This is a genomic window from Faecalicatena sp. (assembly GCF_058819085.1).
Map to the genome: position 1 here is coordinate 97,019 of NZ_JBZUUL010000004.1, position 15,350 is coordinate 112,368.

Annotated in this window: 16 protein-coding genes; 1 reads left to right on the top strand and 15 read right to left on the bottom strand. The window is 47.2% G+C overall.

Annotation, left to right across the window (positions count from 1 at the left end; all coding sequences use genetic code 11):
- Window positions 1-27: 27 nt before the first annotated feature.
- The 12 genes from AC4OGX_RS02490 to cls all read right to left on the bottom strand — a co-directional run bounded on the left by AC4OGX_RS02490 (window position 28) and on the right by cls (window position 12,172).
- On the bottom strand, window positions 28-606 hold the full coding sequence (locus AC4OGX_RS02490; protein WP_493328235.1) for a hypothetical protein: 579 nt from the start codon (window positions 604-606) through the stop codon (window positions 28-30).
- Window positions 607-615: 9 nt separating this feature from the next.
- Complete coding sequence (locus AC4OGX_RS02495) at window positions 616-1,197, bottom strand: YesL family protein (RefSeq protein ID WP_493328236.1); 582 nt, start codon at window positions 1,195-1,197, stop codon at window positions 616-618.
- 204 nt (window positions 1,198-1,401) lie between these two features.
- Entirely contained in the window at window positions 1,402-2,010 is a 609-nt protein-coding gene (locus tag AC4OGX_RS02500) for an ABC transporter ATP-binding protein (RefSeq protein WP_493328237.1), read from the bottom strand.
- 9 nt (window positions 2,011-2,019) lie between these two features.
- The gene (locus AC4OGX_RS02505) at window positions 2,020-2,967 is read right to left on the bottom strand and encodes an ABC transporter ATP-binding protein (RefSeq protein ID WP_493328238.1); all 948 of its coding nucleotides are present in this window, start codon (window positions 2,965-2,967) and stop codon (window positions 2,020-2,022) included.
- An 88-nt stretch (window positions 2,968-3,055) separates the two neighbouring features.
- The gene (locus AC4OGX_RS02510; RefSeq protein WP_493328239.1) at window positions 3,056-3,895 is read right to left on the bottom strand and encodes an ABC transporter permease; all 840 of its coding nucleotides are present in this window, start codon (window positions 3,893-3,895) and stop codon (window positions 3,056-3,058) included.
- Window positions 3,892-4,887: an ABC transporter permease gene (locus AC4OGX_RS02515; protein ID WP_493328240.1), complete on the bottom strand. Its 996-nt coding sequence runs from the start codon at window positions 4,885-4,887 to the stop codon at window positions 3,892-3,894. The genes AC4OGX_RS02510 and AC4OGX_RS02515 overlap by 4 nt, the downstream gene beginning before the upstream one ends.
- Before the next feature lie 30 nt (window positions 4,888-4,917).
- The gene (locus AC4OGX_RS02520; RefSeq protein WP_493328241.1) at window positions 4,918-6,528 is read right to left on the bottom strand and encodes an ABC transporter substrate-binding protein; all 1,611 of its coding nucleotides are present in this window, start codon (window positions 6,526-6,528) and stop codon (window positions 4,918-4,920) included.
- A gap of 150 nt (window positions 6,529-6,678) precedes the next feature.
- Window positions 6,679-7,548, bottom strand: a complete 870-nt coding sequence (locus AC4OGX_RS02525; protein ID WP_493328242.1) for an aldose 1-epimerase family protein — start codon at window positions 7,546-7,548, stop codon at window positions 6,679-6,681.
- A gap of 46 nt (window positions 7,549-7,594) precedes the next feature.
- Entirely contained in the window at window positions 7,595-8,869 is a 1,275-nt protein-coding gene (locus AC4OGX_RS02530) for an L-cysteine desulfidase family protein (protein ID WP_493328243.1), read from the bottom strand.
- A 209-nt stretch (window positions 8,870-9,078) separates the two neighbouring features.
- The gene (locus AC4OGX_RS02535; protein WP_493328244.1) at window positions 9,079-9,321 is read right to left on the bottom strand and encodes an HPr family phosphocarrier protein; all 243 of its coding nucleotides are present in this window, start codon (window positions 9,319-9,321) and stop codon (window positions 9,079-9,081) included.
- 129 nt (window positions 9,322-9,450) lie between these two features.
- Complete coding sequence (gene tig, locus AC4OGX_RS02540; RefSeq protein ID WP_493328245.1) at window positions 9,451-10,527, bottom strand: trigger factor; 1,077 nt, start codon at window positions 10,525-10,527, stop codon at window positions 9,451-9,453.
- A 169-nt stretch (window positions 10,528-10,696) separates the two neighbouring features.
- Entirely contained in the window at window positions 10,697-12,172 is a 1,476-nt protein-coding gene (gene cls, locus AC4OGX_RS02545) for a cardiolipin synthase (protein ID WP_493328246.1), read from the bottom strand.
- Between the two features lie 212 nt (window positions 12,173-12,384).
- Here cls and AC4OGX_RS02550 point away from each other — a divergent pair, with 212 nt between their 5' ends.
- On the top strand, window positions 12,385-12,807 hold the full coding sequence (locus AC4OGX_RS02550) for a hypothetical protein (protein ID WP_493328525.1): 423 nt from the start codon (window positions 12,385-12,387) through the stop codon (window positions 12,805-12,807).
- 95 nt (window positions 12,808-12,902) lie between these two features.
- On the opposite strand, the gene AC4OGX_RS02555 is transcribed toward AC4OGX_RS02550, so the two are convergent.
- Genes AC4OGX_RS02555 through pfkA form a run of 3 tightly spaced genes read right to left on the bottom strand, consistent with a single transcriptional unit; the run spans window position 12,903 to window position 15,227 of the window.
- Window positions 12,903-13,361, bottom strand: a complete 459-nt coding sequence (locus tag AC4OGX_RS02555) for a YwiB family protein (protein WP_493328247.1) — start codon at window positions 13,359-13,361, stop codon at window positions 12,903-12,905.
- A gap of 9 nt (window positions 13,362-13,370) precedes the next feature.
- A complete protein-coding gene (gene murI / locus AC4OGX_RS02560) occupies window positions 13,371-14,192 on the bottom strand; it encodes a glutamate racemase (RefSeq protein ID WP_493328248.1) in 822 nt (273 codons plus the stop codon).
- An 18-nt stretch (window positions 14,193-14,210) separates the two neighbouring features.
- Window positions 14,211-15,227 (bottom strand): 6-phosphofructokinase, encoded by a 1,017-nt coding sequence (pfkA, locus tag AC4OGX_RS02565; RefSeq protein ID WP_493328249.1) that lies wholly within the window; start codon window positions 15,225-15,227, stop codon window positions 14,211-14,213.
- Window positions 15,228-15,350: the final 123 nt, after the last annotated feature.

Here is a 15,350-nt window from a genome sequence, read left to right on the forward strand (position 1 = left end):
TTTTACTTCGCAGTACTTCTCTGCGTGCTATTTGCAAAACATTTCAAGCGTTTTAAAAGCATTTTCTTTATTCGGTGCATTCTCAACGATGGCTATCACCGGCGAATCCATCGAATCTATGCCTGCGATCCGGCCGGGAAATACGCCGACCCAGTCATTCCCCCCGGCACGTATAAGATTCCCCTCGTCATCAAATTCTGCAGTCCCGCACCTAAACTTTTCCTTCTCCGCTAAATCCCCCATCCCCTCAAGTCTTTTTAAGTATCCGTGCTGTCCAAAGGCCGTCATCTGCTCTCTGTTTCCAACGATCAGATCTATCGTCCCTGATCTGAGCCAGGTAACCGCAGTACCCTGATTCATTGAATTACTGTAATCTAAGGTCTGTATCGAAATTTCCTCACCCTGCTTTACAGCAACCGCTTTTTGCAGCTCATTCGTCAGTACTTCTCTGTCAACCTCTGTCTGTAAGACCAGAACAGTGAGCACATCCTTCTTGTTTTCGAAAAAAATGATATTCACAAAATATCCTGCAACTACAGTACACAAAAAGGCAATGCAGAGCTTCCCCCAGTGTTTCCGTAAAAAATCTTTTATCCTCTTCATCATAGACCGTGCCTATTCCTTAATATACTTTTTGAAAACGTGCTCCAGAATATAAGTATTTATATATGCTGTCGCTGAATATCCCACCGCAAGATAAAAGGTGATACCATATAACAGCACCTTCCCGCCGATCAGACAGATCGCCGCCGGGAGTATGTTTAAAAGCAGAATGGGAACCGTAAAAATAATCCGGGTCATGGAAATGATCAGGGCATTCATTACAGAATTTTTCACTGTGTTTTCGAACTTTGACATCAGAGGGAAAACATAGCTAAAGATCATAAACCACAAAACCAAAACTGCCATGAGGATTCCCTTCACCCAGCGCAGTGATCCCAATCTTCCTCCACCCAGTATCCAAAAATCTGCCGCAAGTACCAGCAGTACTGCCAGCATAACGAGCCAGACGATCGTTGCCTTCTTAAAATTCTCCTTGAATTTTTTCAGATATCCTTTGATCAGATATCCTTCCTCCTTCACCATGCTCCTCGTTGTGCCATACAATGCTGTAACCGCACACCCTATAGTGAAGACCGGGATACAGGTAACTAAGAATACCACATTCAGAAGGAGAAGATCTACTAATTTATTCAAAATCCGATATAACAGTCCATCTACACCAAATATTTTATCAAACACGACGACACATGACCTTTCTGGTAAAGTTTTACTTGTATTAGCATGATTTTAGCATATTTTTAACCAATTGTACAGTAAAAGCCGGAAAAATCTTTTATATTCCCGATTTTTCCGGCTCCTTCTTGCTAAATTTGAGGTTAACACAAGATGCACTTCTATTTATTTTGTGTCCAGGTGCACCTGTCTTGTGCATACTTTTTCCAAAAGCGCCTGATTGTGGCTGACCGCGATCAGTCCGATCCTCCTCTGCTCCACTTCTTTTAAGAGAAAATTCCAGATCTGGCTCTGTGTGATAAGATCCAGCATGGTGCTGATCTCATCTGCCAGCAGAAATCGCGTCCTTTCCCCCAGCGCACGGGCCAGGCAGAATCTCTGCAGTTCGCCGCCGGAAAGCTCTGCCGGAAATCGGTTCAGCCAAGCCTCTTCGATCCCAAGTTCCTTTAAGATCCGTCCCTCGATTCGGTCTCCTTCCCCGATCACTTCCTTCATTCTAAGACGAGGATTCACCGCAAGCTCCGGCTGCTGCCAGATCATCTGGATCGGACAGTAGCCCTGAAAGGAGGACAAAGGCTCCCCATCCAGCAGGATCTCCCCCTCATCCGGGCTTAAATAGCCGGAGATCAATTTGCACAGTGTTGTCTTCCCGTATCCGCTGGGTGCAGTCAGGCCGACCCTCTCCGTATCTTCCACTGTCATACTGAAGTCCTCGAGTATTTTCGTACCATCTCTTTTATATTGATAAGATAAATGCTTCAATTCTAATTTCATCGTGATCTCCTATTTTGCATACAGGCAGCGTACCCGGCCGCCGCGCAGCTCGCGGTACGGGATATCTGATCTACATTCTTCTGTATACATTTTACAGCGGGGCGAAAAAGGGCATCCCTCAGGCATATCCATGACATATGGCTGCACCCCTTCTATAAACTGAAAACCATGCTGAGGCAGGGCCCTCCAAAGCGCCTTTGTATAAGGATGACGCAGATCCTCCTCCTTCTCAAAATCCGCCCGGTCCGCCTCCTCGACAGTGCATCCTGCGTAGAATACAACTACCCGGTCCGCGGTTTTTAGAGCCAGCTCCAGGTCATGGGTGATAACCAGTACTCCTGCCCCCATATCCGCCAATTCCCGAAAATGCCCCATGGCCCGCTCTGCCACCTTTAGGTCCAGCCCAGGAGTCGGCTCATCAGCGATCACCAGCTTCGGTTCCTCGATCAACGCCGTAGAAATCAGGATCCTCCGGTTCATCCCCCCGGACAGCTCAAAAGGATATAATGCTTCTACCTCCTCTTTCAAATCATATCTCTTAAAAATATGTTTCAGCTTCTTCACAGTCTCAGGATCTTTCCTGCCCTTTTTTATCTGCTTCCCGATCTTCACTAACGGGTCTAAATAGGACAGACTCTGTGGTACCATCACGATCTCGCTGCCCCGAAGCTTTTCGATGCGCTCCCGGGTCAGCTCAGCACCCCGATAAACGATCCTTCCTCCCCGGGCCGCATTGTAAGGCAGGATGCCGAGAACCGCATGAGCGAGCAGGCTTTTGCCGGAACCACTGGAACCGACAACCGCCACCATCTCCCCTTCCCGTATCTCCACATCCAGATCGCGGATCACATCCAGCTGTTTCTGGCGCACTCCGCTTTCGTACTGCCGAAAGGAAATATTCAGATGTTCAATCTTTAAGATAAGCTCTCTACCTGCCGCACCACTCTTCTCCGGCATTTTCCTTCTCCTCTTCCTTCTATAATAAGATGCTTATACACCACATGTTTTCCGCTGCCTTATGCCTATTCTCCCGAGCCTTTTTATGTTATTCATGCACACTGCCCGGATCTGTGAGTTTTCTAATATTTTCTCCCGCCACATAAAAAAGGACGACTACCAGCACCAAAGCTGCCCCCGGAAATACGGCAAGCCACCATTTTCCCGTTACAAGGTATTTCATTGATTCTGATAGGATGATCCCGATAGCAGGCTGTTCCGACGATAATCCAAAGCCCAGAAATGTTACGCTCGCCTCATGCAGGATCGCATGGGGAAACAGAAGCACCAGACCCGTTAGAAATTGAGGCAGAAGATGGGGCAGCATATGTTTTTTAGCGATATACCATTTACTTTTCCCCAGCTTCCCGGCAATCTGGATATATGGACTTTCCCTAAGCTGCATCACCTCCGCCCGGATCAGCCTGGCCAGAGACGGCCAATGCGTCAATGCCACACCCCAGGCGACACCCCAAAAGCCTTTTCCCAATGCCACTGATATTAAGATCAGAAGAAGGATATGAGGAATCCCCATCAGCAGATCGATCACAAATGTGATCACGGCATCCGCTGTCCGCCCCAGTGTCGCAGCTGCGATCCCCAGAAGCAGGGCGATACATGCACTCACGAAAGCCGCCAGGATTCCAAGCATAATGCTGAGCGATATCCCCCTAAGCGTCCTAGCCAGCATATCTCTCCCCATCCAGTCCGTCCCGAAAAGATAAGGAAACCCAGGGGTCAGATTTTTTCTGGTAAAATCCACTGCCTGGGCCGGCTGGGCACAAAAAAATCCGCCGATACAGACCCCCAGGAGGATCACGGCGCTGATTATCAGACAGGGCAGCAAACGCTCTCTTTGATTCCTGTGTCCCATCCTGCTGTTTCTCATCCTTTTGCTCCCCCTTTTCTGATCCTGGGATCTACGATTCCATAGAGTATATCGGCAGCCATATTTCCCCCGAATACGATCAATGCGCTGATGACCGTAATCGCCATTAGAAGAGGCATATCGCTCCCCAGCCCTGCTGATACTGCTGCCTGCCCCAGCCCGGGATAAGAAAACACCTGCTCCACTAAAATCGAACCGCCAAATATCTCACTGATTGCCGCAAAATGGAGGGTGATCGCAGGAAGCAGGGCGTTGCGAAAGCCATGATTTTTAAATAAGGTCCATCCCTTTTCCCCTCTCGCTCTTGCAAACAGTACATAATCACTGTCCATGATCCCGATCATTTTCTCCCTTGTATGAAGTGCGATATTGGATACCCCTGTGATACTCAGGGTCATTGCCGGCAGGACAGCATGATAGATACGGTCCCCCAATGTAACCCCGGCCGCCTCTACCCCTATGGGCACACTTAAGCCCACAGGCAGAACCCTAAGCCAGACACCAAAAACCATCAAGAGCAGCAGGGCCAGCCAGAATGCAGGAGTGCTGGATATCAATAGACAGTACCCCTTTACCAGCTTATCGATCCATTTTCCGTGATTCATTCCCGAGACCACACCAAGGAAAAATCCCAGAATCCCGGATAATATCCAGGCCACAGACATCAAAAGCAGTGAGTTCTTAAGCTTCACCGCAATCACCTCTGACACCGGCCGGCGGTACAGAAGAGAGGTACCCATGTCGCCTCTGATAAAATCAGAGGCCCATTCCAGATATTGTTTTACAGGAGGCGTACCCACTCCCCAGTATTCCTCAAGCTTCTCCAACTGCTCCTGGCTCATGCTCCCAAGCGCAGCCTGCCCCACATTTGCCTGAAGGGGATCAACAGGGGACGCTTTCATCAGCGTAAATGTCAGGATACTGGCTGCGATGACCAGCAGCATCATGCGTATCATTTTATTTCCGATGCGTTTTCCCAAACGCCGCTCCATCCCTTCTCCTCCCTTCCTGACTCAAAACTTTTATTCCCAGGACCACTGATCCACATTATTTACAATGGACCATCCGTGTCCATGGGGATGGATCTTCTGCTCTGCCACGGTAAGATCGTCTCTCACAAAATACAGATGATCGATATTGCACAGCCAGATCCACGGGATGTCCCCCTGCTGGGTGATTCCTGTCGTTTTGTCCCACTGGGCCTTCTGCCAGAGCTCATAGGATTCCTCCAGTGTCCCGGATTCCAATGCCTGGTCCATATACTGGTCTACTGTTTCATTTGCATATGGTGAATACTCTGCCTGTCCGATCCCTTTTCCCGGGAGTGTATGATAAATGTTGTAAAGCTCCATGGGTGTATGTGCACCCCACCCCCATACAAGTGCCTCAGACTGTGCCTGGTCATAAGCCACATCCCATCCCACACCTTTCGTTGTCACATCTATCCCGATTTTCTTCAGCTGGCGGGACACATCCTCGGCCAGTGCCTGGCGCACGGAATCTCCATTGCTGAACATCAATGTAAAAGCAGCCTTTACACCGTCTTTTTCGCGAATACCGTCTTTTCCTTCCTTCCACCCTGCATCATCAAGAAGCTTTTCAGCCCCCTCCTGGTCATACTGTACTTCACACTCACTGTTATACCATGGCATTTTGTCACACACACTGTATGCCTTTGTCCCATAACCATTCAGCACATTTTCGATCAGCTCATCCCGGTCAATTCCGATGTTGACCGCCCTTCTGACGTTGACATCCGCCGTAAATGTATTTCCATAGGTAATCCCATCCTTTTCCTGCGGTTTCGCAGCAGGAAGGTTGAATCCACGGTTATCCACAGTCTGTACCTTCATCAGGCGGAAACCATCAACACTCTGGTCACTGTAGGATGCTGCTGTGTGGGCCACATCCACCTGCCCTGCCATTGCAGCAGCCAGAGCTGCATCCTCTTCCATGAACAGCACCGTCACCTTTTTCATCTTCGGCGCCTCCCCGTAATAGTCCGGGTTCGCCTCAAAAATGACCTGCTGCCCTTTATCCCACTGCTTCATGATATAACGGCCGGAACCGATCGGAGCCTGTCCGTAATTCTCATCATAGGCATGCTCCGGCACGATTCCAACGATGGCCATCGTATAAGGCCAGATTGAAAATGGCTTGTTCATTTTGAATTCTACCGTTGTATCATCGACTGCTGCAGCCCTCTCCAGCATAGTAAAATCGTTTACTGTGCTTTTTTCTTTACAATGATTGTAAGTGAATGCAACATCCCGGGCCGTTAACGGTTCCCCATCTGTAAACTTCACATCATCTCTGATAGTGACTGTCCATGTCAGCCCATCCTCACTTACCTGATAATCAACCGCCAGGTCATTCCCGATCTTTAAATCCTTTGTCGTTGTTGTCAGAGTGCTTTGAATCAAGGGTTCGTGCACATGTTCCCCTGCCCCCCAGCCATATGCCGGGTCAAAGCCCGACTCAGGCTCAGATGTGACCGGCATGGTCACAATGACCGAGTCTTTTGCCGCACTGTCTGCCTGCTGCTTTTTTTCTGCATCTTTTCCTGTACATCCTGCCAGAAGACTGACTGTAAGTCCCGTGATACACATAAGACTGACTAATTTTTTTCTCATGTTTTTCCCTCATTTTTGCGATTTTTTTCAGTATAACATTGGGGTTTACACGGCACAACCCCCGGTGGGGGATAGAACTCACCGGGGGTTGTATTATCTTTCACTTGATTCAATTATAAGAAACCGGGATGCTGATACAGTCCCTATTAATCAGGCAACTATGATCTGATATTCTTTCATAAATGTCCCCCGGCCCTCTACTTTGTTGATCCCCGGCTTTTCAGAAATGTCTCCCTCAAAGCCGCGGTCGTCGCATCTTCCTGCCCATGGCTCCAGACATACGAAAGGTGCATCCTTCACAGACCAGATCCCAAAATTTGGGAAACCCTCACAGCGCATTCCCACGTATGGACTGCCATCCTTTGTACAGATCCACACCTCTTCGATCTGCCCATCATCAAAGATCAAAGCGTCCTTTTCAAACATCTCTTCTGACAGTGGATATACATGATCCTCAAGCTTCATCTCAAAAACCTCATCCACATTGGCAGCGCCGGAATCAGGATCGATCAGGATATAACGAAGGCTGTCTTTTCCCGGAAACCGAAGGCTGTAATCTGCTTTTTTCTCCTCCGCCTCTGTGAAACGAAATGCCGGGTGGCCGCCGATGGTAAAATAGATCGCCTCATCCAGCGGATTTCTCACCTTCCACTGCACACTGATCACATTTTTATTCAGGGTATAGGTAATATAGAGTTCAAAATCATAGGGATAAACTTCTTTTGTCTCTTCGTTTGAATGCAGAAGAAACTGTACGGTATCTTCCTTACAGGTAATGCATGTAAATGTGTTGTCCCTCGCAAATCCATGCTGGGAAGTCGGATATTGAATTCCCTGGATGCGGACCGTATTGTGGTAAGTCTTCCCTACATTAGGAAACAGCACCGGAGAATGTCTCTTCCAATACTTCGGATCTCCCTCCCACAGTACGTCAGTCTTCTTTTGCTTGTCATAGATCCTTGTAACCTCCGCACCCTCTTCTGAAATTTCTACACAGAGATATTCATTTTCAAGTTTCATATCCGATTCCTCCATTCTAAAACACACTGTCTGCAATTCGCACCCGCTATTCTACCATAATCTTGATAATTTCCTCGTTTGTCTCGCGCATTCCTTCTTTTCCAAGCCGTCCAACGTTCTGGATCGTTTTTTCCACACCCTTCGTGATGATCCCGTCACCGCCATAGAACTGCTGTCCATGCTTGTACATATCGTATCCCAGGATCCCCGCATCAACAGACGCTGCGATCTTGGCCGCACAGGATGCCTTCGCACCGTCACATACCATGCCGGATACGATCGCCAGGGCATTCACCACCGTATGTGCAATTTCCTCATAACCGCCTCCGCACAGGTACGCGATACCGGCTCCTGCCGCTGCCCCTGCACTGACAGCGCCGCAGTAAGCAGACAGACGTCCGATTCCTGTTTTCTGATGGATCGCCACCAGGTTAGACAATGCCAGGGCACGGAACATCTTTTCTTTATCTGCCTGAAGCTCTTTTGCATATTCCAGCACCGGGAGAGAGCAGGTCATCCCCTGGTTCCCACTACCTGAATTGATGATGACCGGAAGCTCGCACCCGTTCATTCTTGCGTCCGAGCCCGCAGCCGCCATGGCCTTTGCACGGTTTCTGACATCATCCCCATAGGAATCCATAATAACGCTTCCGATATTTGCGCCATAGTCCCCGCTGAGACCCTCTTTAGCGATCGCTGTATTATAATCGATCTGTCTTTGCAGGACATCACGGATATCTTCCACATCCACTGTCTGTACAAAATCCCAGATGCCTTCAACAGTCAGAAGGCTGCGGTCTGTCAATCCTTCTTCTGTCTCACCGAGCACCGGGATATCCAGAAGTATTTCCCCATCCTTATCAATATGAACAATATTTGTATGATAATTTGCGATCCTTACCTGTGCATAAGATTCCCCGGCAGAGACTGTAACGACAATGTCGAATGTGATGCCATTGTCAATATGCTCCACCTTTATCTCCTTTTCATCAAGAAACTCCTGCATCTGTCTGATCTCTTCCTTAGAAACCTCTGAAATAACCTCCAACTCCTTCTCTGGACGGCCCGCAATGATCCCCGCCGCTGCCGCCGCCGGAATCCCCTTTAAATGGTCCGTATTCGGAACGATCACGCTTTTTACATTCTTAATGATACTTCCGCTTGCCCCAATATGTACGCGCTCAGGCAGGCACCCCAATACCTCCCTGGCCTTAGCTGCTGCGTACGCCAGCGCGATCGGTTCCGTGCACCCCATTGCCGGAACCAGTTCTTCTTTCAGAATCTGTACATAAGCACCATACTTTTCATCTGATTTCTTCATTTGATTTCTCCTTCCAAAACATACCGGTATTATCATCCGATTTACATATTACAAATGTACACTATTATGATGGAAAGTGCAAGAAATCTTCATAAAGAAAAAGCATAAAGAAATTGGGTTTGTATTGAATTACAAACCATTTTTCTTTATGCTTTCCAGTAATTTTCTAGCCTATGCACATATCTCTTAAAGTTTGATCAGATCCATTCTTATGCTATCTTCCTGCCGCGTACAAACCCCTGGATCTTTCCCAGAAGCTCCGCACACTCATCACTATGGATGACAAGTTCTATTCCGTCTGCCTTACTGATCGCAATGACTCCCAATAGGGATTTCGCATCTACTATATTTCTTCCTCTTTTCAGGTCAATATCGTATTCATACTGATTCATAATATCCACAAACTCAGTAATATCTTCTGGCCGGCGAAAACATATCTCAACTTTCTGCATGTCCTGTTTTCCTCCTTTACTTTGTGTATATGGTTATTTTATCCATAATACTGGGATTTATTCCCATAAAGCAAGGACTTTATTTGTCATTTTTCAGGTCCTTATTTGTCGAAATATGTCGAAATACTGTTATTTTGCTTCTTCTTTGCTGTCGGTCTGCTCAACCTGTATACATTTATCAGCCAGATACTCTCCTACCTTCTGCTGCAGCACCGTAAACTTCAGCTTGTCTTCTCCGACCTGCTTTTTAAACTCCTCAACATCTTCTACCCCTGAGCCCTCTGCATATTCCTTAATCTGCTTCTCATACTCCTTGTCTGAAGGCTCCAGATTCTTCTTCTTCGCGATCAGCTCACATGCCAGCTTCCTTGTCACTGCTGTCTCGGCAGCCTTCTTTGACTCTGTTTTAAAGTCTTCCTCTGACATCTGCATCATCTGGTCACGGAAATCGGCAAACTCCATTCCATAGGCAGATGCCATCTGGCTGTAGTAATCCTCAATCGAAGTAAGCTGCTCTTCAACGGCATTCTTCGGGAACTTCTTCACCTCCACCTGCTCAACAAGCGCCTCCAGCACGCTGTTCTGCAGGGAATTTTCCATACTTTCCTTATTGTTGTCTTCCAGTTCTTTTCTAACTTCCTTTTTATACTCCTCGACAGTTTTGGATTTCTCGCTGTTTTTCTTCACCCATTCGTCTGTCAGTTCCGGAACATGCTGGACAGAGATCTTATTCAGTTTAATATTAAACACCGCTACTTTATTCGCCATATCCGGGTATCCTTCCGGGAACTGCACCGTAATATCAAACGTCTCCCCCGTCGTATGGCCTATGATCTGCTCCTCAAAGCCCTTATAGTCTCCATTTGCCCCGATGAAGCTGCCTGATCCCAGCACCAGGTCACTTCCCTGTGCAGAACCACCTTCAAACTCTGTTCCGTCAACACTTCCTTTATAATCGATATTCACCGTATCACCGTTCTGCGCTGCACGGTCTGTAATCTCTTCCATCGTTGCAGCCGCAGTAAGCTTGCTCTGTACCACATTCTCAACGTCTTCATCCGTCACCTCAGTCACTTCCGCCTTGGGTACCTCAAGACCGTCATACTGCTTGATCGTGATATATTCGTTAGAAAGCTGTTTGCTGCAGCCTGCCAGGGATGCTGCCATCAAAACGCTCATTGTCAGTGCCAATATTCTCTTTTTCATTCTTTCACCTCATGTAGTCTTCTCTTTATTCAAACAAGATCCTTTCATCATCCACTTTATCTGCACCGGATCTTGTCTGCATACTTTACCGTTATATCACATTTTTACTCTATTTGAAAGGGGGTTCATAGACTTTTCACAGTATCCGCCATTTCACAGGATAAGTAAATCACAATAGTGGAGAAAGAAGCCGGGAAAACTGTTCCTTCACCCGGATGACTAATCCTCTTTGGTCATATACCTTTCGTGTCACATGAGTACATTTTGTCATATCATTTTCAAATGCCCGTTCCAAACGCTGCACTGTTCTTTCGCTGTAAACAACTGCGTTTACTTCGAAATTCAATCCAAAGCTGCGGATATCCATATTGGCCGTTCCCACACATGCTACCATTCCGTCTACACTTAACGTCTTCGCGTGCAGGAAACCGTTATCATAAACATAACATTTCGCTCCTGCCGCCACCATATCCCCGAGATAGGAATAGGTTGCCCAGTAAACGAATGGGTGATCCGGCTTACACGGAACCATGATCCGAACATCGATCCCTGAACGGCTTGCTATCTTCAATGCATCAAAAATAGAATCGTCCGGAATAAAGTACGGTGTCTGAAGATAAATATGATCCTTGGCACTGTGAATCAGCCTCAGATAATTATCATGTATCGTCTTTGTCTGAGAGTCAGGACCGCTGGAAATGATCTGCACCGGATCGTGTCCGTTCCTGACATAGTCCGGGATTTCAAACAGATCATCCTGCAGGAAAAGATTTTCCTTTGCCGCATAATTCCAGTCCAATACAAAGCGCACTGCCAGCGAGGTAACTGCTGCCCCTTCGATGCACAGATGGGTATCCCGCCAGTATCCAAACTTTTTATCCAGTCCCAGATACTCTCTGCCCACATTAAACCCGCCCACAAAGCCTACTCGGCCATCGATCACAACGATCTTCCTGTGGTTTCGGTAATTCACACGCAGCTGCAGCTGTCCTAAAAGTGCCGGGAAGAACTCAGCAACCTGTACACCGCCCTTTTCTAAGCGCTCCCAGTCTCTATTGTGCATCGTCCTGCAGCCCATACTGTCAAACAGCACACGCACCTCGATCCCTTCCTTCGCCTTCTGTATCAGAACAGGCTCTATTTCCTGCCATAATTCATCATTGCGGATAATGTAGTACTGCATGTGGATATAGCGTTTCGCCTGCTTCATCTCATCAATCAGTGCCCTGAACTTTTCTCTGCCGTCTGTGTAGATCCGCACATCATTATTATCCGTCAGTACTGCTTCTCCTGCCTCCAGATTATATAGAATCAGGTCCTTAAACCTTGCCATCTCCGGATTTGCAAGCCGCAGCTTCTTTCTGTATATCGTCTCTTCCTGCCGCCGGACAGCGTATTTTAACTCTCCTTCGATCTCCTTCGCCTTGAACATCCTGCTTTTGTGAAAATCCTGTCCAATGACCAAATAAAGGATAAATCCAAGGATCGGAATAAAATAAAGCAGAAGAAGCCACGTCCACACTGTCTGAGGTGAGCGGCGCTGAAAGAAAATAATGATCAGAGAAAGGAAAATGTTGATGATAAACAGATTATCCATAACGAAATTATAAGCTGTTACCAATCCATTCCATAACGTTTCTGCCATAAAATTAAAACTCCTTCTTCGTCTGTATGTAACATATTTGATTATACCACGAATCGTAAAGTCATGAAAGGCCTCGTTAATGATTCAGTTTGGCCCTATTCCATGGTAAAATCACTTGCACTTCCCCCCAAAGAATGGTACAATACTACTTGCATAATCGCGGAAAAAGAGTATTTTTAGGAGGGTTTGTCGTGAATTTAGGATTAAAGATAATGCTCATTGTACTTGTCCTTTTAGTCATTGCATTGGTCGTACTTTATTTCTTCGGCAAAAAGGCGGAGAAAAAGCAGGCAGCACAGAAAGAACAGATGGAAGCAGCTGCACAGAATGTCAACATGCTGATCATCGATAAGGGCAAGATGAAATTGAAAGAGGCAGGCTTTCCTGCTGTCGTAGTTGAGAATACTCCCAAGTATTTAAGACGTACCAAGGTCCCGGTTGTAAAAGCCAAGGTCGGGCCGAAGATCATGACACTGATGTGCGATGCAGAAGTATTCCCATTGATTCCGGTAAAGAAAGAAGTCAAAGCAACTGTCAGCGGTATCTACATAACAGCCGTAAGAGGACTGCGCGGACCGCTTGAGGCTCCTCAGAAAAAGAAGGGATTCTTTGCACGATTCAAAAAAAGCAAATAGAAACAAGAATTTAAAGAACAATAACCGCAGCATTCTGACAAATATCAAAAAGCTGCGGTTATTTTTGTACAATGGATTACAAAGGGGTCAGACCCCTATGAAAAAGGGTCTGACCCCTTTGAATAAATCTCCATCTTAATCTTACAATCAGCCAATGGTTCATGATTGATATCCAATTCGTAATCAACGCTGATGCCGATGTTATCATCTGTCACGCTGATCTCCATACTCCTGGTATTCACCCCCACGAGCATCTGTCCGTACGGGGTCTGATAATAAGTTAGGTTCTTCTTGTTCTTCTCAAAGACCATATGGGCATTGGATATACCGGTCTTCATGATTTCCACGCTGTCTGTACCGGTGATCTTTATTTTGTTTTTAATGGTTCCGGATACACCTTCCACCACCTCATCGTAAATGACGTAATGCTTTCCGTTTTTACAGTAATAGCTTGCAGGAGTGACCACCTCGATGGGCTCGTTGTCAGGGTTCGTCATTCCTGAGACAACATCCATGTGCATTCCTGATATGCTGACCAATACATCCTTTGTCATATGCTTCCCCTAATATTCTTCTATATTCACAACATTTGTCTCGGATATGTCGAAGGGCATCACCGTATTGGCAAAACTTCTGAACTTCTCTGCCGCGTCACTCACAAAAAATTCGTAACTGCTGTGGGGTAACTTTGTCCCGTCATTGACCATATCCTGTTCTTCTAATAATCTCTTTAGATCCATCGCAGTCTCATACGCCGGATTCACGATCTGGATCTTATCCCCCATGTAGGCACGGATCTTAGAGCGCAGAAGCGGATAATGGGTACATCCCAGGATCATCGCGTCTATATCCGTTTTTTTCATGGAATCCAAATAGTAGTCGATGATCTCCCGGGTCACATGATGCTCCTTAAATCCCTCTTCCACCAACGGCACAAACAGGGGACATGCTTTTTCTATGACCTCGATGCCAGGGTTCATCCGGCGGATGACCTTGGTATACATTCCGCTCTGGACTGTTGCATCCGTCCCGACCACACCGACCTTGGCATTCTGGGTCGCTTCCACCGCTGCACGCGCACCCGGGATAACTACCCCCAGGATCGGTATGTCGAATTCATCTCTGACTGCCTCCAGCGCAAGTGCACTGGCTGTATTGCAGGCAATGACAATTGCCTTCACCTGCTTCTTTTTCAGAAAACGAATGATCTGCTCGGAAAAGCGGATGATCGTCTTCTGGGACTTACTGCCGTATGGAACGCGGGCAGTGTCCCCAAAATATACGATATTCTCATTGGGCAGCTGCCTGATCATCTCCCGTACTACCGTAAGCCCGCCGACGCCGGAATCGAACACGCCGATCGGCGCCGTTTTTTTACATTCCATACTCAATGCGCTCGTCTCCTAGATTGCTAATATTTTTGCGATTTCATACTGATGTGAAGGAATTTCTTTCTTCATGGAAAGAGCTTCCTCGATATCGTAATCTACAAATCTACCGTTCTTATAACCAACGACACGGTTAGACTTTCCTGCACAGAGAAGCTCTACTGCCATTGCACCCATGGTAGATGCATATACTCTGTCCTTACATGTCGGGCTTCCACCGCGCTGCATGTGTCCCAGGATCGTTGCACGTGTCTCGATTCCGGTTGCTTCCTCAATTCGCTTTGCCATGTTGATCGAATCACCGACACCTTCTGCATTGATAATGATGTAGTTCTTCTTACCGCGTTTTTTATTGGCCATGATGTCAGCGATCAGTGCTGCCTCATCATAATCCTTCTCCTCCGGCATCAGAATTCTCTCTGCGCCGTTGGCAATACCACACCACAATGCCAGGTAGCCTGCATCACGTCCCATAACCTCGATGATACTGCATCTCTCGTGGGATGTGGAGGTATCACGCACCTTATCGATCGCTTCCATCGCTGTGTTGACTGCTGTGTCAAATCCGATCGTATAGTCTGTACATGCAATGTCCAGGTCGATCGTTCCCGGAAGTCCTACTGTATTGACTCCGAGGTGTGACAGCTTCTGTGCACCGGCAAAAGAACCGTCTCCACCGATGACTACCAGTCCGTCAATGCCGTACTTCTTGCAGATCGCTGCTGCTTTCTGCTGTCCCTCTTCTGTACGCATCGCCTGGCAGCGTGCCGTCTGGAGTATCGTACCTCCGCGCTGAATTGTATCAGATACATCACGGGCAGATAAATCTATAATTTCCTCTTTCAGAAGACCATGATATCCTCTTCTGATTCCGCGGACCTTCAGTCCTTTAGAAAGCGCTGTCCTTGTAACAGCACGGATCGCTGCGTTCATTCCCGGAGCGTCTCCACCACTGGTCAGAACTCCAATTGTGCGAATCTGATCTTCAATCTCATCCAGGATACTTTCCTTTTTTGCTTTTGTTTCTGCCATGTTCATATCCACCTTTCTAAAAAATCCCTACCTAACTATAAAGTTTACTAACAAACATTCCACAGCCGGCATCTTATCCTGCCGCGTAAGCCCTGACACTGCTCCAGAACCTACTTTGCTTAT